At 72.2% G+C, this 19,520-nt stretch carries 19 protein-coding genes and 2 pseudogenes; 10 read left to right on the top strand and 11 right to left on the bottom strand.

Going from position 1 to position 19,520, the window contains the following annotated elements:
- The first annotated feature begins 58 nt into the window (after nt 1-58).
- Nucleotides 59-1,108, top strand: coding sequence for a terpene synthase family protein (locus P2424_RS16440; protein ID WP_276476478.1), 1,050 nt, complete (start codon nt 59-61; stop codon nt 1,106-1,108).
- A gap of 86 nt (nt 1,109-1,194) precedes the next feature.
- Here the strand turns inward: P2424_RS16440 and P2424_RS16435 are convergent, their stop codons facing one another.
- Both P2424_RS16435 and P2424_RS16430 read right to left on the bottom strand, forming a co-directional pair.
- Nucleotides 1,195-2,640 carry a cytochrome P450 gene (locus P2424_RS16435; RefSeq protein WP_276476477.1) on the bottom strand — a complete coding sequence of 482 codons (1,446 nt, stop codon included), beginning with the start codon at nt 2,638-2,640 and terminating at the stop codon, nt 1,195-1,197.
- 173 nt (nt 2,641-2,813) lie between these two features.
- Complete coding sequence (locus P2424_RS16430) at nt 2,814-4,196, bottom strand: tryptophan 7-halogenase (protein WP_276476476.1); 1,383 nt, start codon at nt 4,194-4,196, stop codon at nt 2,814-2,816.
- 318 nt (nt 4,197-4,514) lie between these two features.
- On the opposite strand from P2424_RS16430, the gene P2424_RS16425 reads away from it, so the two are divergent.
- Both P2424_RS16425 and P2424_RS16420 read left to right on the top strand, forming a co-directional pair.
- Nucleotides 4,515-5,138 carry an alpha/beta fold hydrolase gene (locus P2424_RS16425; protein WP_276479002.1) on the top strand — a complete coding sequence of 208 codons (624 nt, stop codon included), beginning with the start codon at nt 4,515-4,517 and terminating at the stop codon, nt 5,136-5,138.
- A 308-nt stretch (nt 5,139-5,446) separates the two neighbouring features.
- Entirely contained in the window at nt 5,447-6,397 is a 951-nt protein-coding gene (locus tag P2424_RS16420; protein WP_276476475.1) for an aldo/keto reductase, read from the top strand.
- A 153-nt stretch (nt 6,398-6,550) separates the two neighbouring features.
- Here P2424_RS16420 and P2424_RS16415 read toward each other — a convergent pair whose 3' ends face one another.
- The 3 genes from P2424_RS16415 to P2424_RS16405 all read right to left on the bottom strand — a co-directional run bounded on the left by P2424_RS16415 (nt 6,551) and on the right by P2424_RS16405 (nt 8,953).
- The gene (locus P2424_RS16415) at nt 6,551-7,216 is read right to left on the bottom strand and encodes a chitinase (RefSeq protein ID WP_276476474.1); all 666 of its coding nucleotides are present in this window, start codon (nt 7,214-7,216) and stop codon (nt 6,551-6,553) included.
- Between the two features lie 324 nt (nt 7,217-7,540).
- Entirely contained in the window at nt 7,541-8,158 is a 618-nt protein-coding gene (locus tag P2424_RS16410; RefSeq protein ID WP_276476473.1) for a TOPRIM nucleotidyl transferase/hydrolase domain-containing protein, read from the bottom strand.
- Between the two features lie 189 nt (nt 8,159-8,347).
- Nucleotides 8,348-8,953, bottom strand: a complete 606-nt coding sequence (locus P2424_RS16405) for a helix-turn-helix domain-containing protein (protein ID WP_276476472.1) — start codon at nt 8,951-8,953, stop codon at nt 8,348-8,350.
- A 90-nt stretch (nt 8,954-9,043) separates the two neighbouring features.
- Between P2424_RS16405 and P2424_RS16400 the strand changes: the two genes are divergently transcribed.
- From P2424_RS16400 to P2424_RS16390, 3 genes and pseudogenes are all read left to right on the top strand, one after another.
- Nucleotides 9,044-9,667, top strand: coding sequence for a class I SAM-dependent methyltransferase (locus P2424_RS16400; protein ID WP_276476471.1), 624 nt, complete (start codon nt 9,044-9,046; stop codon nt 9,665-9,667).
- A 38-nt stretch (nt 9,668-9,705) separates the two neighbouring features.
- Nucleotides 9,706-10,197, top strand: a complete 492-nt coding sequence (locus tag P2424_RS16395) for a DinB family protein (protein ID WP_276476470.1) — start codon at nt 9,706-9,708, stop codon at nt 10,195-10,197.
- Nucleotides 10,198-10,312: 115 nt separating this feature from the next.
- Nucleotides 10,313-11,233 (top strand): annotated as a pseudogene (locus P2424_RS16390) (translocation protein TolB).
- 95 nt (nt 11,234-11,328) lie between these two features.
- On the opposite strand, the gene P2424_RS16385 reads toward P2424_RS16390, so the two are convergent.
- Nucleotides 11,329-11,793, bottom strand: coding sequence for a GNAT family N-acetyltransferase (locus tag P2424_RS16385; protein WP_276476469.1), 465 nt, complete (start codon nt 11,791-11,793; stop codon nt 11,329-11,331).
- Between the two features lie 90 nt (nt 11,794-11,883).
- Nucleotides 11,884-12,156 (bottom strand): annotated as a pseudogene (locus P2424_RS16380) (VOC family protein); the annotation flags it as partial.
- 245 nt (nt 12,157-12,401) lie between these two features.
- On the opposite strand from P2424_RS16380, the gene P2424_RS16375 reads away from it, so the two are divergent.
- Nucleotides 12,402-13,391: a phospholipase gene (locus P2424_RS16375; RefSeq protein ID WP_276476468.1), complete on the top strand. Its 990-nt coding sequence runs from the start codon at nt 12,402-12,404 to the stop codon at nt 13,389-13,391.
- A gap of 147 nt (nt 13,392-13,538) precedes the next feature.
- Here the strand turns inward: P2424_RS16375 and P2424_RS16370 are convergent, their stop codons facing one another.
- Together P2424_RS16370 and P2424_RS16365 are read right to left on the bottom strand one after the other, a co-directional pair.
- A complete protein-coding gene (locus tag P2424_RS16370) occupies nt 13,539-13,730 on the bottom strand; it encodes a hypothetical protein (protein WP_276476467.1) in 192 nt (63 codons plus the stop codon).
- A gap of 29 nt (nt 13,731-13,759) precedes the next feature.
- On the bottom strand, nt 13,760-14,698 hold the full coding sequence (locus P2424_RS16365) for a DMT family transporter (protein WP_276476466.1): 939 nt from the start codon (nt 14,696-14,698) through the stop codon (nt 13,760-13,762).
- A gap of 234 nt (nt 14,699-14,932) precedes the next feature.
- On the opposite strand from P2424_RS16365, the gene P2424_RS16360 reads away from it, so the two are divergent.
- The 3 genes from P2424_RS16360 to P2424_RS16350 all read left to right on the top strand — a co-directional run bounded on the left by P2424_RS16360 (nt 14,933) and on the right by P2424_RS16350 (nt 17,148).
- A complete protein-coding gene (locus P2424_RS16360) occupies nt 14,933-15,619 on the top strand; it encodes a GNAT family N-acetyltransferase (protein ID WP_276476465.1) in 687 nt (228 codons plus the stop codon).
- On the top strand, nt 15,616-16,491 hold the full coding sequence (locus P2424_RS16355; protein ID WP_276476464.1) for a PaaX family transcriptional regulator C-terminal domain-containing protein: 876 nt from the start codon (nt 15,616-15,618) through the stop codon (nt 16,489-16,491). The genes P2424_RS16360 and P2424_RS16355 overlap by 4 nt, the downstream gene beginning before the upstream one ends.
- A gap of 126 nt (nt 16,492-16,617) precedes the next feature.
- Nucleotides 16,618-17,148, top strand: coding sequence for a GNAT family N-acetyltransferase (locus P2424_RS16350; RefSeq protein WP_276476463.1), 531 nt, complete (start codon nt 16,618-16,620; stop codon nt 17,146-17,148).
- A 294-nt stretch (nt 17,149-17,442) separates the two neighbouring features.
- Here the strand turns inward: P2424_RS16350 and P2424_RS16345 are convergent, their stop codons facing one another.
- A complete protein-coding gene (locus P2424_RS16345; protein WP_276476462.1) occupies nt 17,443-18,111 on the bottom strand; it encodes a YdcF family protein in 669 nt (222 codons plus the stop codon).
- A gap of 316 nt (nt 18,112-18,427) precedes the next feature.
- Nucleotides 18,428-19,513, bottom strand: a complete 1,086-nt coding sequence (locus P2424_RS16340) for a MerR family transcriptional regulator (protein ID WP_276476461.1) — start codon at nt 19,511-19,513, stop codon at nt 18,428-18,430.
- Nucleotides 19,514-19,520 lie beyond the last annotated feature (7 nt).

Raw genomic sequence — 19,520 nt, 5'->3', positions numbered from 1 at the left:
GCTATATCGCGGACATATCGTATCGGACCCACGTGATTCGGGTGCAGGGGTCTGCGCTATGACCACGGCTGTCCTTCCGGTGCCCTCCTTCTGGTGCCCGCTGCCCGGCGGTCAGCGGTCGGGCGCGGTCGAACTGGGTGCAGCGGCGACAAGTTTCGTGCACGACTACGAGCTGGAAACGGATCCTGTCCAACTCCGCAGGCTGGGGCAGGCCGATTTCGGCGGGCTGACGACCCGTACCGTCCCGGCGGGCGGCAGTGCCGTGCTCATCTGGATAGCCCGGCTCCACGCCACTCTCTTCGCGCTCGACGACGGGTTGTGCGACGAGGGTGAGCCGACGCCGGAATACGTTGCTGCTGAAACGATTCGCCTGGAAGAGGTGCTCACCCCCGGCGCGCCGCTGCGCCCCGATGACTCACCGTTCGGAAGAGCCTTGCGGGCGATCGCCACCGGATTGGCGGAGCACGCCGACCCCGAGCAGATGGACCGCTGGCGGGCGGGCATGCGCACCTACCTCTCCGCCCTCCCGGCAGAGACCGCCTTCCGCCGGGCCGAGGGACTGCCCCCGCTCCAGGAGTATCTGCCGGTGTGGATGAGGGCGATAGGAATGGCACCGGCGACCGCGCTGCTGCCCGTCGCCCTCGGCCAACCGGTGCCCGTCGAGCAGCTGAACCAGGCGGACGTCGGAGCGCTGACAGAGATCACCTGGACTCTCGTCGCGCTGGACAACGATCTCTACAGCCGCCCCAAGGAGATCGCCCGCGCTGGCGACGACCTCAACGTCGTCGATGTCCTGGCCTCCGAGAACGGCTGGGACGCGGTCCGGGCCCTGCAAGAGGCGATCGTCCTCCGCGACCGGGTCATGGCGCTCTTCCTCGCGCTCTCCCGGCAGGTCGCCTCCGGCGCGGACGCACCGCTGCGGCACTACGTGCGCGCACTCGGCCAGTTCGTGCGCGGCCACGTGGAGTGGGCGAGCCGCAGCAGTCGCTACACCTCGGAGGCCCCGGCGACCGCCGACGGCTGGTTCACCGACCAACCGGCCGACAGCAGCCTGCAGCCGGTGGCGGTGCCGCGGATCGCCTGGTGGTGGGAGCAGTTGGTGGTTTGACGGGCCGCTGAGCGCCGGGTGCCGGAGCCGGGCTTCCGGCCCCGGTACCCGGCGCGATGGGACCGCTCGTCCGCCTCTGCCGTCCGTCAGCGGCGGCCCAGCAGCGAGCGCCGCCTGGTGGGCTGCTGCGGCTCGTCAGGCGGCGGGGCCGGGGTGTGCTGCGGGACGACAGGGGCGGGCTGCGGGCGGCGCACGACCTCCTGTTCGTGGGGGAAGTGCCGGGCCACCGGGGTGAATTCCACGGGTAGGGACTCCAGGACCCGCGACATCAGGGCCTGATGCTCCAGTACCGTCTCCTGCCCCACCGACAGGCGGTAGTCCGGCAGCCGCTCCAACAACGTGTCCACGCCCGTCTCGACGATGGCCCGTCCCAGTTCCTGGCCCGGGCACACGTGTTCACCGGCGCTGAAAGTCAGGTGGGAGGAGTTGTTGTGCACCGGCTCCCCGTCCGCGGGCCGGATTGCGGGATCGGTGTTGGCGGCCCCGATGGCGTGCACCACCAGGTCGCCCTTCCGCAGGTCGTACCGCCCCAAGACGGTATCGGCCTTCACCCACCGGCCGACCAGCCGGGGGAACGGCGGTTGGTCCCACAGGGTCTGCTCCACGGCGTGGGGCATGCTCATCTGGCCTCCCGCGAGTCGACCGCGAAACCGCGCGTCGGTCAGCGTCATCCGCAGGGTGCTGGCCAGCAGGCTGGCGGTCGGTGCGTGCGCGACGGTCAGCAGCAGGCGTAGGTGCTCGCGTACCTCGTCGCGTAGCTGGTCCTCCGTCAGCTCGGAGCCGGGCCGCGCGGGGTCGGTCTTGTACCGGATGAGGGAGGAGGTGATGTCGTGGCCGGGGGCCCGTCGCTTCAGTGTGAACAGGTCGTTGAGCAGCCCGGATATCAGCGCGTTGCTGTGCACCGCGGTGGTCGATCCGGTGAGCATGTCGCGGACCGAGGTGATCAACTGTGGTACGTGCTGTTCGTCCAGGCCGAGCAGCCGCGCCACCACGCGGAGCGGGAGCTGCTCGGTGTACTGCGAGACCAGGTCCGCCTTGCCCACCTCCGCGAAGGTGTCGATCTGCTGGTGCGCGCAGCGTACCGCGTAGCGGCGTACCCCCTGCCGGTCGAAGGTCTCCAGCGCGTGGGTGACCGCGCCCCGCAGGCGGGCGTGCTCCGGCCCGTCGGTCAGATTCGGGAGCGGCGCCCAGGCGGTCAGCGGCGCCAGCGGGCTGTCCGGAGCGAGTTCCACATTCCAGTTGCGCGGATCCCGGGAGAACAGTGTGCTGTTGCGCATCGCCTGGAGGTTCTCCTGATACCCCAGGAGCAACCAGGCGCCCACGTCACCGGCGAGCCGGACCGGGGCGACCGGGCCGTGTGTGTGCCGCAGCCGCGCCTCGACCGCGTCGAAGTCGGCCTCGACCTCCGGCCCGTACAGGCGCACCGCGTCGGCGAAGCGGACGTCGCTTCCCGTGCCGGAGGCGTGTGCGGGGCAGCCGGGCGGCGGCTCTGCGGGGTTGGAAGACTGCTGCCCGCGGGGCGAGGTTGTCACTGGGGTACTCCATGATGTGTTGATCACTGCGCCGAATCCGCAGCATAACGCCGTGCTGATCCGGCGCCCGCGCCGAATGCTCCGCCCTGCAACGGAGTTGCACCGCGCCCGCCCGCTCCGGCACGGGCCTGAGTGACGTCCTGCCGGAGCGCGCACGATTCCGGTCCGCCGTCTCAGCCTCCGCGGGGTGCCGTATCCGGCTCGGCCGCGGAGGGCGGGGACGGGCTCTTGGCCGAGAACAGCACACGGCCCATGATGCGGGGAGCGGCCATCGCGGCGGGGCTCGCGAGCATGTGGTAGACGCGCATGAAGGTCGTGACCACTCCGGGGTCGCGGGTTGCCAGATGCAGTAGCCGATGCTTGTACCAGGCTGTCGCCCGCCAGTGCAGCGGCAGCCGCGCCCCGCGCATGGCGTAGGACCAGACCAGGTCGTCCGAGGTGGCCATCAGCCAGGGGATCCGGGCCGATCGCGCCACCATTCGCTGGGTCTGCCGCCCGAGCCCCGCCAGGTCTCCGCCACGTGCGGAGAGCGCCTCGCCGAGCGCGACACACTGCCCGACGGCGATCGTCATGCCCTGTCCGAAGACGGGGTTGAAGGCGGTCGCGCTGTCGCCGAGCGCGACCAGCCCCTCGGGCCAGCGGCGCATCCCGGCGTACTCCCACCGCCGGTTGGCCGTCGCTTTGTACTGGAACACACCCGAGACCGGGGTGCTCTGCTCCAGCAGCCGGTCCAGATCCTCGTTGCCCAGGCTCTCGGCATAGGAGAGCCAGCCCTCGCTGTCCACCGGAGGATGCTGACCGCCCGCACCGAAGAGGGTGACCGTCCACCGGCCCCCTCCGGTGTGCGAGGCGTAGGCACCCCCGGGACGGTCAGGAGGCTGATTCATCTGCTGCAGGCCCTCCGCGGGCTGCTCCTGCTCCACCTGAACCGTGCGAGTGGCGTAGGCGAGGCCGCCGTCCACCACTGTCTCCTTCGGCGCCGGGTACCCCGCCGCGGTCAACCAGTCGGGCAGGGCCGAGTTCCGCCCGGAGGCGTCGACGACGAGGTCCGCCTCGATGACCTCCGCGTCGCCGCCCGAAGCCGGTGTCACCGACACCCCCGCGACCCGGGTGCCGTCCTGGCTCGTGTGCAGACCCGTCACCGTGGTGGCATCCCGGACCGTGACCTTCTCCATGGCGGTGACCCGTCGCCGCAGCGCCCCCTCCAGAGCGTCACGGTGCGCGGTCTGAACCTCGAGGCCGACCGTGACGGTCGGCAGCGATCCGGCCCACACGCGGGTACGGGCACCGGCCCCGTGATCGTAGACGGGTGCTCCAGCCCGGGCCAGCTCCGCCCGCAGCCCCGGGAAGAGGTCCTCCAGGTGCGCGGCGCCGCGGGCCAGCAGTCCGTGGACATGGCGCGCCTGTGGGGTGCCGCGTCGCCGCTCGTCCCCGTCGGGCAGCGCGTCCCGCTCCAGCAGCGTCACGCTGTCGAAATGCTCCGTCAGCACACGCGCAGCGGTCAGTCCGCAGATGCCGCTGCCTATGACCACTCCGTGTCCACGCTGTCCGACCATGTGCCAGTTCACCCATCCTCACCAGAAGCAAGATCATCGTATGCGTGCCCAAGCCGAGCTCCGAAGACACCTCCTGCCTCATCTGTCCATCCGCCCCCGGCGCCATTCCGCCGAGTCGCGCAGGCCCACCCATCCGCGAGCGCTCCGGCTCCGAAGTGGAGGACGGGCCCGCGGACGGGCGAACCGCGTCGGCGGGCCCCCGGGACCGTCGTCGAACCGGGTGCCGGTGGCCCGGATCGGCCCGTCCTGCGACCCTGTCCGTCCGCACAGTTCGAGGAGTGTCCGGTGGAAGACCCCGCTTCCGCAGTGTCGCTGGCCATGCCGGCTGCCGTACCGCAGGCCGCAGTCCTGGTCCTGCACGGTGGCCGTGCCGACGGGTTGGAAGCCCCGCCGCCGTGGAACCTGCCCGGCGCCCGGATGCGGCCCTTCGTGCGGATGATCGGGCGGGCGACCGCTGGGCAGGGTGTGGTGCTCGGCACGGTCCGCTATCGCCACCGGGGCTGGAACGGCGACCGCCAGGACCCGGCGCGGGACGCCCGGCAGGCCCTCACGGAGCTGGCGGACCGGGTGGGCGAGGTTCCGGTCGTGCTGCTCGGGCACTCGATGGGCGGCCGGGCCGCGCTGCGGGTGGCAGGACATCCGAGTGTGCGGGGCGTCGTCGGCCTCGCGCCCTGGTGCCCCCCGGGGGAGCCGGTGGCACACCTCGCCGGCTCGCGCCTCGCCCTCGTGCACGGTGACCGCGACCGGACGACGGATCCCCGCGCTTCGGAGGAGTTCGTACGACGGGCCCGGGCCGGGGGAGCGGAGGCCCGCATGATTCCGGTGCCGGGTGGGGACCACGCGATGCTCCGCCGACCGGGCTTCTGGCACCGTCTCACCACTCGCCTGGTCACCGGGCTGCTGGACCCCACGGCACGGCCGCCGCGCGCCGCCGCTCGGTAGACCGCGGTTGCCACAGGTGGTGGAAGGGCGCGGCAGGGGGAGGGCGGCTGCCTCCCCGGACCGCCTCGCGCGCACGGGGGAGCCGCAGTGAGGGCAGGTGTGCCCATGGTCCCGACGCCGCGCTCCCGCCGCGGCGCGACCGACTGAGCGAGACCGACTGAGCGAGACCGCTCCCACCCGGCGTGCGCCGTGCGCCGGCTGCGGTCGTGTGCGTCGGTGCCGGAATCCGGAGAGCGGCTGCTGCTCGGTGCGCTCCCGCACGGACACGGGCCCGGTTCGGCCGGGAGTTCGGCTGGTACGTTGCGTGGGTGACGACAGCTGAAGACGACTACGCCCTGCTGTACGGCTGCATGGGCCTCGGCGGCACCGGGGACGCGGAAGCCGGCGGCGCGGCGGAGATCGGCGCCGCGGAAGCCGCTGTCGAGGCCGCTCTCGACGCCGGGATCACCGTTTTCGACCATGCCGACATCTACCGCGGCGGCAGGGCCGAGGCAGTCTTCGGCGAAGTCCTCGGCCGTGCGGCGGGGTTGCGCGAGCGCATCGTGCTGCAGACGAAGTGCGGCATACGACTGCCCGAAGGCGCCCGCCCCGGCCACTACGACCTGCGCGGTGCACGTATCCGCCGCCGGGTCGAGGAGAGCCTCACCCGGCTGCGCACCGACGTTCTCGACGTCCTCCTGCTGCACCGCCCCGACCCCCTCGCGGACCCGGCCGACATCGCGGAGGCGCTGACCTCGCTGCACCGGGAGGGGCTTGTGCGCCGCTTCGGCGTCTCCAACATGAGCGCCGGCCAGATCGCCGAACTGCAGGCGCACCTGGAGCTGCCGCTGACGGTCGACCAGTTGGAGATGAGCCTGGAGCGGCGGGACTGGCTCGAGGCGGGCGTCCTCGTCAACACCACGGCGGCCGCGGGCAACGGATTTCCGCTGGGGACCATGGAGTACTGCCGCAGCAACGGCATACGCCTCCAGGCGTGGGGTGCCCTCGCTCAGGGCCGTTACACAGGGCGGCAGGAGACACCGGAGCAGCATCGCACCGCGGCGCTGCTGACGGACCTGGCGGCAGCCAAGGGCACGACCCCCGAGACGGTTCTGCTGTGGTGGCTGCAGCGCCACCCGGCCCGGATAGCTCCCGTCGTGGGAACCACCAGTCCCGAACGTATCCGGGCGTGCAAGGAGGCGGCGGGGACGAATCCGCGTCTCACGCATGAGGAGTGGTACGAGCTGTGGATCAGCGCGCGCGGGTGTCCGCTGCCCTGAGATCGTCCGGAGACCGGGGGCTGGCGGCGGGTCCGAGTCGTGCCCGGAGCAGAGCCGGAGCAGCCCGGGCCGACTGTGGCCGACCCGGGCTCCGTCCGTGCCTCTCGCGCTGTGTCTGCCGTCCTTCGCCTGAGACGGCGGAGCACGCGGGACTCAGCAGCTGAGATTGCCTCCCGTGGGAACCCCCAGGATGGCGGTGAACTGCCGGTATTTGTCGATCCGGCTCTGGACCTGGCCGGGGTTTCCGCCGTCGCACTCCAGGCTGCCGTTGATCGCCCGGATTGTCTCGCCGAAGCCCACGCCGTCGACCATGGCGCGGTGCGGGGTCATGCTCCCGGGACCGGACTGGGTGTTCCAGTACCACAGAGCGGTCTTCCAGGAGACTGCCGCGTTGCGTTCGACCTGATACGGGTCGTTGAGCAGGTCGATCCCCAACGCGTCACCCGCGGCCTTGTAGTTGAAGTTCCAGCTGAGCTGAATGGGGCCCCGCCCGTAGTAGGCGGCCTGCCCGGCGGGGCAGCCGTACGGTTGGCCGGCGTCGCAGTAGTGGGGGTAGTTGCTCTCGTTCTGCTCGACGATGTGGACGAGTCCGCCGGTCTCGTGGCTGACGTTGGCCAGGAATGCCGCGGCCTCCTGCCGCTTGACCGTGTCGCTGCCGGTGTTGGCGAAACCCGGGTAGGCGTCCAGGGCAGCGGTGAGCCCGCTGTAGGTGTAGAAGGAGTTCCGGTTCGGGAACATCTGGTTGAACTGGCTTTCGCTGACGACGAACTCCGCTGCCGCATTCTGCCGGGCCGGAGCAGCCTGGGAGGTCGTGGGCATGACAAACCACAAGGCGCATCCGACCGCCATTGCGGTCAGCAGTGCCATGACGCGTCGCTTTGACACTGGTGCTCTCCTCGCATGTAGGGGGTGAGGAAAACTCAACTGCATTGGTCTGTACCAAGTCAAGATGTGGGATCGAATGACTCCTGGCGGCCACACTCCGGGCGGCAGGTGCCCTGCCCGGCACCGGCCTGCTGTGCGGAACGTCAGCCCGGGGCGGAGCCTTGCCCCGCCGGGCGCGAAACCGGCTGTGGGGCCGCTCAGTCCAATGCTGTCCGTACGCCGGGACCCTACCGGCGGCCCCGCGGCGCGAAGTGCTGGTCAGAGCACGGCCAACAGATCCTCGAGCGGAGCCGGCACCCGGTCGGGGGCGAGTGCCTCGACGAGGACGCGACCGTATTGGATCTTGCGGCCCTTCTTGGTGCCGAGGAAGCGCCGCAGCTGCTGCTGCGGAGTGCGGCCCTGCTGCGCGGGCTGGTGAAGGAAGGTCCGCAGCGCGCGCTCCTCGCCCTGCGCCCGGACGAGTTGCGCCACGCGTGCCGTGCCCAGCGTGCGGATGAGCTCGTCCTCCAGGTCCGCGGCGCAGACGAAGAAATCCTGCGGTGCCGCACCGGCGCGCTCCCACCCGCGCGCGTAGTACCGCCGCTCCGCCTCGTCGCACAGCCCGGTCAGCCGCAGACCCAGACCGGTCGGCCCGAGAACGGCGGCGAAGCGCCCGACGCTCATCGCACCGCCCATCGGCAGCACGCAGATCCCTTCGGCCGCCAGGTCCCGGCTGCGCCCCGCGGCCAACGCGTCGACCGCCGCCAGATCGCTGGCTCCCTCGACGAGGACGACGGTCCGCACACACAGCCGGGCCGCCAGCTCGCGCGCGGTGTCACCGGTGCCACCGGCAGCCCAGCCGGTCACCGCATCCCGGAACGCCCCGATGTCAGTCATACGGCGAGTCTCCGCCTCCTGCCGCCCTCCGGGGTAGATATTTTCCGCCCGAGCTCGGATGCCCGGACACCCCGAGCAGAGGCCGGCAACCGGACTCGGGCCATGGTCACATCCGCCGCATCCCGGGCGGCATCGTCGACGCCGTCGTAGCGCACCGCCGGGTGCCGGCGTCACCCAACTCCGCCCTGTTCACCGCTCGCTCCCGCTTCGGGCGGCCCGGGGGGTGTCCGCACCGGTATGGGCACGCAGCCCCTGCAGGTCGAACAGAATGAGCAGTTCGACGGTGCCCCCGTCGGCGCTGCCCAGCCAGTGGGGCCGGGACGTGTCGAACTCGGCCGCCTCGCCCGGCGACAGCGTCAGGTCGCGTTCGCCCAGGAGCAGCCGGAGCCGGCCGTCGAGTACATAGATCCACTCGAAGCCCTCATGGGTCTGCGGAGTCGGCTCGAGGGGCTCGGCCCTGGCAGGGATGATCATCTTGAACGCGTGTGTGCCGCCCGGCCGCCGGGACAGCGGAACGAGGGCCATCCCGAATCGGTGAATCGGCTTCAGGTGGATGCGGGGATCGCCCGTACGCGGCGCGCCGACGAGATCGTCCAGCGGCACATCGTAGGCACGGGTCAGCGGAAGCAGCAGCTCCAGGGTCGCCCGGCGTCGTCCGCTCTCCAGTCGCGACAACGTGCTCTCCGACACCCCGGTCGCCGCCGCGAGCTCGGCGAGGGTCAGGCCGCGCCGACGGCGCAGAGCGCGCAGCCGCGGCCCCACGGCGTTCAGTACGTCCTCCTGCGCGGGATCCACGGAACGCCATCTTGCCAGACCGGCAAGATTCCGTGCCGGATCGCGTCGAGCGGCGCGAAGCTTACCCGCGTACCGACAGAAGGAGGCTTTATGAACACCGAAGCGGTCGAATTCTGGGACGGCGTCTACGAGGCCCGCGCCGTCCCCGACGACCCCCGGCCGAACGCTCGTCTCACCGAGACGGTCGCCGGCCTGGTGCCCGGCGACGTGCTGGACCTCGGTTGCGGAGACGGCGGTGACGCTCTGTGGCTCGCCCGCCAGGGGTGGCGGGTGACCGCACTCGACATCTCGGCCGTAGCCGTCCGACGGCTCTCCGGTCTCGCCCGGGCGCACGGTCTCGCCGACCGGCTCACCGCCGAGCAGCACGACCTGGGCGGCCCCTTCCCACCCGGCGGGTTCGACCTGATCTGCGCCCACTACCTGCACACCCCCCTCGGCCTGGACCGGGACACCGTCCTGCGTGCGGCGGCGCACGCGCTGCGTCCCGGTGGACGGCTGCTGATCGTCGACCACGGATCCACCGCTCCGTGGTCGTGGAACCAGGACCCCGACATCCGCTACCCGGCCCCGCGCGAGATCGCCGCCGGTATCGGCCTGGACCCGACGTGCTGGCCGGTCGAGCGGGCCGACGTGCTGCACCGGACCGCCAACGGCCCCGGCGGACAGACCGCCGAAGTCACCGACCACCTCCTGGTCATCCACCGCACCGCTTGAACCGGCGCCGCCGAGGCGCCGCAACGAAGGAGATCACCATGCCCGCCGGCTCCCGCCGCCGCGACACCCCGCCGCCCCGCACCGGACCTGCCGAGGTCGACGTGCTGCGCGGCTTCCTCGACCACTTGCGTGACGCGATCGCCACGAAGGTCGAGGACGCGCCCGAACCGCAGGTGCGGACAGCGCAGGTGCCCTCAGGGACGAATCTGCTCGGCCTGCTCAACCACCTCGTCTTCGTCGAGAGCGCGACGTTCCTCGGCGACCGGGTGGCCGACTGGCAGGCGACGTTCCACGCTTCGCCGCAGGACAGCGTGGCCGAGGTGGTCGCCCGCTATCGGGCCGTGACCGTGCGCGCGAACGCGGTCCTCGACGAGTGCGCCGACCTGAGCGCTCCGGTCCCCCGGCCCCGGCCGAACAGCCCGGCGCCGCGCCTTCGCTGGGCGCTCACCCATCTGATCGAGGAGACCGGCCGCCACGCCGGCCACGCGGACATCCTCCGCGAACTGGTCGACGGCACAACCGGACGCTGACCGGGGCCCGCCGGGGGGAGTTCACCGCGGGTTCCCGCCTCCGCCATCCGCGCCGGTCAGCGTGCCGGAAGAAGCAGCACCATCCGTGCCCCCTCCCTCTTCTTCAGGAGTGCTCATGGATCGTCGCTCGCTCCTCCGCGCCGCGGCCGTCGCGGGTTCCACCGCCGCGCTGGGCGGCTCGCTGTGGCGCACGGCCGCCGTCGCGGCTCCCGCGCAGCCGGGCGCGGGTCCCTACGGCCCGCCGGGTGCCGCCGACGCGAACGGCATCCGGCTTCCGGCGGGCTTCACCAGCGCCGTCATCGCGCGGACCGGGCGGAAGGCCGGCTCCACCGGATACACGTGGCACCCGGCACCCGACGGGGGAGCGTGTTTCGCCACCGCGGACGGCGGCTGGATCTACGTCTCGAACTCCGAGGTGTCCCCCGGCGGCGGCGCCGGTGCGGTCCGGTTCGGAGCTGACGGCGACATCACCGCGGCCCACCGCATCCTGGACGACACGCGGCAGGCTGGAGGTGCTGACCATGGGGTCCGGTACCTCGGGCTCCGTCGGCTGGGCGGAGGTGCCCGACCCCGCGGGCCGGCGCACCCGCACCCGCCGCCAGGTCGCCGCGGCCAAGCACTTCGACGGCGGCGAGGGGTGCCACTACGCGGCGGGAAGCTGCTGGTTCACCAGCAAGGGCGACAACCGTGTCCGGCAGCTGGACTGCGCCGGGGACACCCTCGAACTCGTCTACGACGACGACCTCGTACGGCAGGGCGAGGAGGCGCCGCTCAGCGGAGTGGACAACATCACCGGCAGTGCCTCCGGCGATCTGTTCGCGGCGGAGGACGGCGGCAACATGGAGATGTGCCTCATCACTCCGCAAGCAGTCGTGGCGCCCTTCCTCCGCGTGGAGGGCCAGGGCGGGTCCGAGATCACCGGTCCGGCGTTCTCCCCGACGGGAAGCGCCTGTACTTCTCCAGTCAGCGCGGTGTCGGCGGCCGTTCGTCCGACGGGATCACCTACGAGGTGTCCGGGCCGTTCCGGGGGCGCTGAGCCGGTGCCGGGCACGGGGCCGGGGCGGTCCGGGTTCGCGGCGTCCGGATGCGGTGTGCGTGACCGTCTTCCGTGCGGACGGTGATCGGGGGGCGTCAGCCGACCGTGCGCCGGAAGACCTGCCGCGAACCGCCCTCCGGCCCCGGTTCGGCCATCTCGGCGGGGGCGAAGCCGAGCCGCTCGTAGAAGACCCGGGCCCCACCGGCGACGGCGCCCGGATGGTCGGCACCGAACGTCACCACGTCGATGCTGCCCGGTCCCCGTACGAAGCGGCGCTCGGCCTCCGCCATCAGTTCGCGGCCGACGCCCGTCCCGCGCGCCGCTTCCGAGACCACCAGCCAGTCGACATGGTGGTTGGGGTGCGTCGGGGCGAACAGCAGGCCGCCGAGGATGTCGGCCTGCGCGGAAACGGCCACGAGCGCCGTGGACCTGCGGATGTGCTCCTCCAGCGCGCGGTGGAAGCCGGGCTCCGCGACCATCGGCCCGAACCAGTGCTCCACTTCCGCCGCCAGCCTCAACAGGGCGGGAAAATCCGTCTTCCGTGCGGGTCTCACACTCACCCGCCCAGTCTCGCAGAAGCCAGACGCCGCCCCGCGGCTGCCTCCTCGCCCCCGCCGCACCCGGAAACCGGCCCATCCGTGCCCGGACTCCTACGGGTTGGACCATCCGCGAGTGGACAGCACCAGCCGATAGCCGTCCGGGTCCTGGACGGTGACCCCCCAGGTGTCCCAGTACGGATTGTGCGCCGCCACGAGTTCCCCGCCGTGCTGGGCGAGCCGTTCCACCAGGGCGTCGGGAACCGGTGCGTCGAGGTAGAGCATCAGCAGGTCCTCGGCGGTCGGCCGGGGCTCCATGGGGGCCAGGGGATCGTGGACGAGCTCCAGATGCCAGCACGCACCGGGCCGGCCGACCATGAGAAGCGCGCTCACCCCGGCCACGCCGCGGACAGGGCGGGTGAGCCTGGCTGAGGAACAGACGGGACGGGTGAGCCGGACCGAGGAACAGCGGTCCCGGAGCGCACGGAACGCGGTCATTGGTTACCGGGAGGTAATATGGCGTACGCTCTTCCGGGCACGGGTGCTCGGCCCGCGCCGTCCGCCCCGGTGGACAGCACGCGTCAGCGCCCGCGTCCCGGGGCGGTCCGGAGGAGAAGGAAGGACCGGACTTCATGGCCGTCGCGCGTCGGCTCCGCGGACTACTGCTCCCGCTGGCTCTGGCCGCCGGAGCAACCCTGCTGGGGGCCGGGAACGCCCCCGCCCAGCAGCCCGCCTCCCAGGGAGCACCGTCCGCCACTGCGCAGCAGCGGCCCACCTGGGCCATCGCCCACCGGGTACTCACCACGGGCGGGGTGACGGCGTCCCTGCGGCAGGGAGCCAACGCGCTGGAGATCGACGCCACCGCCTGGCGGGACGGCTGGTGGGCGGACCACGACGGCACCCTCACCAGCTACGGCGACTCCATGTCCGCCATGTTCGACCAGGTTGCGGAAGAACACCGGGCGGGCCGCCAGGTCTCGTTCGTCTGGCTGGACATCAAGAACCCCGACTGGTGCGAGAGCAGCGACCCCGAATGGCGCCATTGCTCCGTGGCCGCGCTGCGGGACCTGGCCCGCAGCAAATTGGAGAGCCGGGGCATCCGGGTGCTCTACGGGTTCTACGGGAGCGAGGGCGGCGCCGGCTGGCAGGACGCCGTCGGCGATCTGAACGCCAAGGAGGCCATCAGCTACAGCGGCGACTACGCCGAGGTGCGGGATGGCTTCGCCGAGCACGGAGCGGCCGTGCCGAGCAGTCGGCGCATCATGGACAAGGGGCTGTTCAGCATGGCGCTGGACTTCGGCAGTATCCAGGAGGAGCTGCGGGCCGGCGGCGCTGCCCGCGACCGCGGTGACCTCGCCCGCACCGTCGGCTGGACCGTGGGGACCGGCGACCGGGAGCGCACGGCCACGCTGCTCGACTCCTCCGGTTCCGGTGCCGCCGTGGACGCGCTGATCTACGGCAACCGCATGTCGTGCTACCCCGACGGCGTCAGCGGCCCGGACGGCTGCGGAACGGACGACAGCGGTGTGCGCACCGCCCTGTCCTACATCCGGGACTATGTGCGGGCGCACCCCGGCACCCGCCGCATGGCCACCCCGCAGGACATCCCCTTCGGCAGCTGACCTCCGGCAGGCGCCCCCGTGCCGGAGCGCACCCGGTCCGGCACGGGGGTGCGCTCCGGCACATCGCCGCCGCCGGGGGTGAGTCTGCTGCGGGGGCGAGCGCACCGCGATGAGCCCCCGAGCCGGTCCCGCCCGTCCGCAGGCAGCTCAGCGTGTGCCGGGCTGGTGCCGCTGTGCTCGCGGTGCCGCGAGACGCGTGGGGACGTCCCCGGAGCCGACGGGCTTGCTGCGGCGGGTCCGGTCAGGAATCGGCAGACCGTGCCGGATCGCGTGCCCGGTGTCGATCCCGGTGGCGATGTCGCGTGCGAGGTGCAGGAACCGGTGCAGTGCGGTGCGCATGGGGTACTCCTTGCCGTTGGTGGGGAGGTTCAGAGGGAAGCCGCGGGATTCCGGGCCGGGGCCGCTGCCGGGGCGTCGCTTCGGGCGCGGACCGGTGCCGGGGCCGCGGGCCGTCGGCCGCGGTGCACGAGAGCGACGGCCGCGAGGCAGACGGCCAGACCGAGTGCGGTCCGCACTCCGAAGTGCTCGCCGAACATGATCGCGCCCCAGACCGCGGTGACCGGAGCCATGAGGAACATCAGCGTGTTGACCTTCGTGACGCCGGAGCGCCGCAGGATGAGCCAGTAGAGGCCGTAGCCACCGAAGGTGGAGAGCACGACGAGCCAGGCGACCGCCGTCCAGAAGGCGGGTTCGGCGGGTGGTGTCGCCGAACCCGCCGCGAGGGCCAGGACGGTGAAGATGGCCGCGCTGGTGGCGCAGTGCACGGCCAGCGGCACCTCGGGAGAGAGGTTCGCGTGGGAGCGGCCCTCCAGGAAGGTGGCGGCCACCAGCGACAGCATGCCGAGGAACGGTATGAGGTAGGCCCACCAGGCCACGTCGGCGGCAGTGGCGGCGTCGGCGGTCGTGACGATCACGACCCCGGCGAGCCCCAGGCCCAGCCCCAGCCACTGCCGGCGGGAGACGTACTGGCGCAGCAGCGGCCCGGCCAGTGCTCCGGCCACCAGGGGCTGCACGCCGTCGATGAGGGCGGTGGTTCCGCTGGAGACGCCCAGGTGGATCGCCCAGAAGACGGTGAGCAGATAGCCGCTCTGGGAGAGCGCGCCGATCAGCACCTGCCGGAGGAGGACTCGCGGCGGGACACCCCGCCAGGAGGCCCGCGCGGCGCCCACGGCCAGGAGGGCGAGCGCGAGCGGCAGGAACCGCCACATCAGGATCGTCTCGGCGGGCGCGCTGCCCGCCCCCAGCTTCGCTCCGATGAACCCGGAGCTCCAGCAGATCACGAAGGCGACGGTTAGCAGGAAGTTCACACCTCACCCCACTGTTCGAGTAAACAGGTCGGTTTACTCGCTCCACTATACAGATCTGTTTAGTCTTCGTGGGGTGGGATCCGCCGAGCCGGGAGGGGGTCGGCTGCGGATGGGTCGCTGCTCGGTTGTGCTTCTCTCTCCGGGGCCGCGTGGCGCCAGAAACTAACATCGGGAATACGACCGTAGAAGGCGTGATAGTTTTTCGTCCGGTGAAGACACGGAAGGGGCGGTGGCATGGAAGCGGAAGCCGAGCGTGTGGAGCACGCCGGAGCCGACGGCACCGGCAGAGCCGACCGGCTCGGCAGGGCGCACGGGGTCTCCGTGCGGCGCGGGCTTCCCGCGGGTGCCGAACTGCGGGTGGCCGAGCTGTACTGGGACGCCTTCGGCCGCAAACTCGGCCCGGCACTGAACCCGCCGGAGAAGGCGGTGCCCTTCCTCGCCGCCCACTTCGACACCGACCGCGCGGTGTGTGCACTCCTCGACGGGCGGCTCGTCGGCCTCGCCGGGTACCAGGTCGACGGCCGCGCCCTGACCGGCGGTTCGGCTTCCGCGTTGCTGCGTGCCTACGGATGGCTCCGGGGGCTGCCCGGACTCCTGCTCCTCGCCCTTCTCGAACGCCGCCCGGTCCCCGGGCAACTCGTCATGGACGGCATCGCCGTGGCTCCTCAAGCGCGTGGCCGCGGCGTGGGGAGCCTGCTCCTCGAGGAAGTCGCGGAGGTCGCGGCGGAGCACGGCTGCCGGGAGGTCAGACTGGACGTGATCGACACGAACCCGCGGGCCAGGGCCCTGTACGAACGCCGCGGATTCACCGCCGTTCGGACCGAACGCACGCCCTACCTGCGCAAGCTGCTGGGATTCGGGGCTGTGACCACCATGCACCGAGCTGTCGCAGCCCGAGAGGAAGGACCGTCGGCACCGTGACCGACCGCGTCGAGATCCCCACCCGGATGCTCGTCCACGCCCTGATCCGTGAGGACGGCACAGTGGACGCGGCCGAGCTCTACACCGTCGCCAACACCCTGGGCATGAGCGACCAGCAGGTGCGACTCTGCATCAAGCGGCTGCTCGCCGAAGGGCGCTTCACCCACGAGGGCCGGGGCCGAAAAGCAGTGCTGCACGCGACCGGGGCGACCGCCCGGTTCCTCGCCCCCAACGCGGACTTCCTCCGGCACGCCTTCCGGCAGGACGCCGGGCACGCGCCCTGGGACGGCACCTGGCATCTGGCCGCGTTCGCCGTACCCGAGTCGGCGCGCACGGTGCGGGACGCCCTGCGCGAGACCCTCGTCCACCTCGGCGGCTCCGCGCTCCAGGGGGGCTTGTACGTCTGCGCCAACGCCTGGGAGCCCTACGTCGAGGACGCCGCCGGCCGGCTCGGTGCCGATGCGGCGCTCACCCTCCTCACCACCACGGACCTGCGCAGAGGAGGCACCCAGGACCCCGTCGAACTCGCCCGGGACCTGTGGCCCCTGGAGGAGATCGCGGATCGCTACCACCGGCTCGGCCAAGTGGCCCGGCCCCGCCTCGAACGGCTCACCGGCTCCGATCCGGTGCCGCCGGCCGAACTCCTCACCATCGCTCTCGAACTGGCCGCCGAACTCACCCGCGCCATGGACCCCGACCCTCTGCTGCCGCCCGAACTGCTGCCGCGACCCTGGCCAGGCGCCCGGACCAGGGAAGTCGTCGCCCGGTGCTGGGCGGCGCTGCACGAAAGAGCACCCCGCGACTCCCGCCCGGCCGTCTTCCGTGTCTACGCCGACATCACGTGCGAGGCCGCGGAGCGGACCCGGAACTGAGGCGGACCCCGCGGCGAAGCGGCCCACCTGCCGAACCGATGGCCGCGGGCAGCTTCCCGCGGGCGGCGGCCCGGGCGGCCCCGGACCCGCCCCGACCGTGCGCCGGGGAGCGGCTATGCTCCCGTCGTGGACGACATCGCCCCCGGCATCCGGATCAGGCCCGGAGACCGGGCCGACGCACCGGCTGTCCTGCAACTGCTCGACGCAGCGGTGGCCTGGATGAACGCTCGCGGCAACACTCAGCAGTGGGGCACGACTCCGTACTCCCGGAAACCCGGCGGCGTGGCGCGGGTGGAGCGGTACCTGACGGACAACAGCCCCTGGATCGCCGAGCTGGACGGCACACCCGCCGGGGCACTGGTACTCGACTCCGGCCCCGGCCCGCAGCTGCCCGTCGGGCCGGCCGGCGAACCCGAGCGGTACGTGCGGCTGCTGGTCTCCGACCGCCGGCACGCCGGCCGGGGCATCGGCGCCGCACTGCTGGGCCACGCCGCCGAGGAGGCCCGGCGGGCCGGAGTGCGGCTGTTGCGGGTCGACTGCTGGGCGGGCGGAGGCGGCGAACTCGTCGCCTTCTACGAACGCAACGGGTTCACCCCGATCCAGCGGTTCCGGCACGGTGACTGGCCCGGGGCGGTGCTGGCCCGCCGGGTGGGCTGACGGGCCCGCCGCGTGCTCCCGCAGCACGCCGAGGATTCCGCCCCGGCTCCGCCCCTTGCGCGAGCAAAGCCGCGAGCGTGGACGAGACCTGCATCGGACGTCCTGCCCGTGCTGTCATCCTCCCACTCGCGCTCGGTGAACGCGGCCGCGCTGTGGTCGTGGGCGATGGTCCACAGCCCCCCGGCCACCATTCGGGGCAGGCGGAGCGGTGCGTGTGCGACCCGGACCCGGAAGCCGATCCGTGTACGCGGACGGATGCCGGGTGGATCGCCGAAGGACCGCTGCGCGCGTCCGTCAGCGGGCCGCGCTCTTGCGTCCGCCGGAACCGCGTGCGACCGGCGCCGCGGCGGACGGGGCGGTTCGACGTGGTGGCCTCCGTTCGTCGGCCGTGAGCCCGCGGAGGGTCCACAGTCCGTACAGCGCGAGCAGCGGTTTGACGATCAGCCACTCGCCGGGCCGGTAGTCGTCGGCGCGCCCGACCCGCTCGGCGAGGTCGGGGCGCTGCCGCCGCAGATACGCGCGGGCCTTGAGCGCGTGAGCGGGCTGGGAGACGATTTCGATGCGGTCGGTGTTCTCGAGCAGGGGGAGCACGTTGGCGATGTTCTCCCATGTGGTGGCGCTCCGTTCGTCGAGGAGCACCGTGCCCTCGAAGCCGAGTACCGACCGCGCGTATGCGGCCATCAACCGGGCCTCCGGCACGCCGCTGCCGACCGCACCGCCGCTGAAGATCAGGCGGGCGTCCCGCTCAGCGCCGGCGCCGATGGAGCGGATCCCCGCACGTACGCGCCAACGGTTGACGGCGTTGGCCCTCACCTGCGGGTTCCGGTAGCCCAGCACGACCACAGCCGAGGCAGCGCCTCGACCGTTCGGCACCAGAGTGCGTGACCAGCGCCGGTTCAACCACTCGCCCCAGGCCAGGGCGGTGACGGCCCCCGCCGTGGCAAGTACGGTCCTGCGCCGCATCCCAGGGACTCTAGGGCACCTCGACACGGAGCGGCAGAGGCTCAGTCGCGCAGCAGCCCGCGTGTCCCGCGTGTTCTGCCGAGACCCCGAAGGGTCCTGGTGAGCGAGCGGAGGAACCGTACCCGACCGCCGCCCCGGTCCGCGCTTCCGGCCGGCGGGGGACCGCCGTGGCCCTGCGGGGCTGAGGCTCGGGGTGCGTCGCCCGGGGGAGCGGAGGACGCTGCCGTTCTGCGGGCCTGCAGGGCGAGTCGGTATGCGTCCGCTTCCCGGCGGAGCTGTTGTGAGCGGATCCGGTGCCACTCGACGTGCCTGCCGCTCACGGCTGTTGCCGGAGTGCCAGGACGTCGGCGACCACGCAGCTCACGTTGTCGGGGCCGCCTGCACTGTTGGCGAGAGCGACGAGTTCCCGGACCGCTTCCTCGGGGCGCGTGCTCCGAGCGAGCACTCGGCCGATCTCTGCCGCGGACACGACGGCTGACAGACCGTCGGAACAGAGCAGGTACCGGTCATTCTCGCGGACATCGTGCAGTTGCATGTCGGGAAGGGCGTCGGCTCCCCCGCCCAGCGCCCGCAGCAGCAGGGACCGCTGTGGGTGGGAGGCCGCCTCCTCCGGACTGAGCCGTCCCTCGTCGACCATCGACTGCACCATGGTGTGGTCGTGGGTGATCTGGAACAGACCCCCGTCGCGCAGGAGGTGGACGCGGGAGTCGCCGATGTGCACGAGGCCCAGTTGTGAGCCGGTCCACAGCATCGCGGTGAGTGTCGTGCCTGCCTCTTCGGCCCGGGAGCCGGCGTCGGCTATGCCCCGTACGGCCTGACGTGCCTGGTCGACCGCGTCTTCGAGGACGTTGAGGAGGCTCCCGGCGGGAATGCTGTCGGACTCCAGGCGCTTCAGCGCGGCGACGGCGGCGGAACTCGCGGGGGCTCCCGCGGTGCCGAAGCCGTCGGCGACGGCCAGCAGCCGGGACCCGGCGTAGGCGGTGTCCTGGTTGCCCTCGCGGACCAGTCCCGGGTCCGAGAGTGCGGCGTAGCGGATTTCCAGCGGTCGGGTGACCGGGGTCATGGCGGGGTCCTTCCTGGCGAGGCTGTCGATGAGGAAGGTGGCCAGCCCGCGCCGTGCCGCGGTGTCGGCTTCGACCTGCGCCCAGAAGGCGCGGACCTCCTGAGCCGCGGATCCGGCGTCCAGGGTGCAGACCCGCTGGATGCGGGCCAGGGGCATCCCCAGCCGCCGGAGCCAGGCGACGAGCCGGGCCTGCTCCAGTTGCTCGGGTGCGTAGTGGCGGTAGCCGGTCACCGGGTCGACGCGAGCGGGGGTCAGCAGGCCGAGCTCGTCGTAGAGCCGCAGTGCCTTCGGCGACAGCCGGGACGCCTTCGCGAACGCCCCGATGGTCAGCAAGCCCATGCCCACT

Source organism: Streptomyces sp. WMMB303 (assembly GCF_029351045.1).
GTDB lineage: Bacteria > Actinomycetota > Actinomycetes > Streptomycetales > Streptomycetaceae > Streptomyces.
The sequence above is the reverse complement of the archived record's forward strand: the minus strand, read 5'-3'. Positions and strand labels throughout refer to the sequence as shown.

Excerpts from the sequence above, each read along its gene's own strand:
- P2424_RS16440 (WP_276476478.1), top strand. The coding sequence starts at position 59 with ATGACCACGGCTGTCCTTCCGGTGCCCTCCTTCTGGTGCCCGCTGCCC.
- P2424_RS16430 (WP_276476476.1), bottom strand. The coding sequence starts at position 4,196 with ATGGTCGGACAGCGTGGACACGGAGTGGTCATAGGCAGCGGCATCTGC.
- P2424_RS16425 (WP_276479002.1), top strand. The coding sequence starts at position 4,515 with ATGCCGGCTGCCGTACCGCAGGCCGCAGTCCTGGTCCTGCACGGTGGC.
- P2424_RS16340 (WP_276476461.1), bottom strand. The coding sequence starts at position 19,513 with ATGGGCTTGCTGACCATCGGGGCGTTCGCGAAGGCGTCCCGGCTGTCG.
- P2424_RS16360 (WP_276476465.1), top strand. The coding sequence starts at position 14,933 with ATGGAAGCGGAAGCCGAGCGTGTGGAGCACGCCGGAGCCGACGGCACC.
- P2424_RS16415 (WP_276476474.1), bottom strand. The coding sequence starts at position 7,216 with ATGCCCACGACCTCCCAGGCTGCTCCGGCCCGGCAGAATGCGGCAGCG.
- P2424_RS16345 (WP_276476462.1), bottom strand. The coding sequence starts at position 18,111 with ATGCGGCGCAGGACCGTACTTGCCACGGCGGGGGCCGTCACCGCCCTG.
- P2424_RS16400 (WP_276476471.1), top strand. The coding sequence starts at position 9,044 with ATGAACACCGAAGCGGTCGAATTCTGGGACGGCGTCTACGAGGCCCGC.
- P2424_RS16370 (WP_276476467.1), bottom strand. The coding sequence starts at position 13,730 with ATGCGCACCGCACTGCACCGGTTCCTGCACCTCGCACGCGACATCGCC.
- P2424_RS16395 (WP_276476470.1), top strand. The coding sequence starts at position 9,706 with ATGCCCGCCGGCTCCCGCCGCCGCGACACCCCGCCGCCCCGCACCGGA.
- P2424_RS16375 (WP_276476468.1), top strand. The coding sequence starts at position 12,402 with ATGGCCGTCGCGCGTCGGCTCCGCGGACTACTGCTCCCGCTGGCTCTG.
- P2424_RS16410 (WP_276476473.1), bottom strand. The coding sequence starts at position 8,158 with ATGACTGACATCGGGGCGTTCCGGGATGCGGTGACCGGCTGGGCTGCC.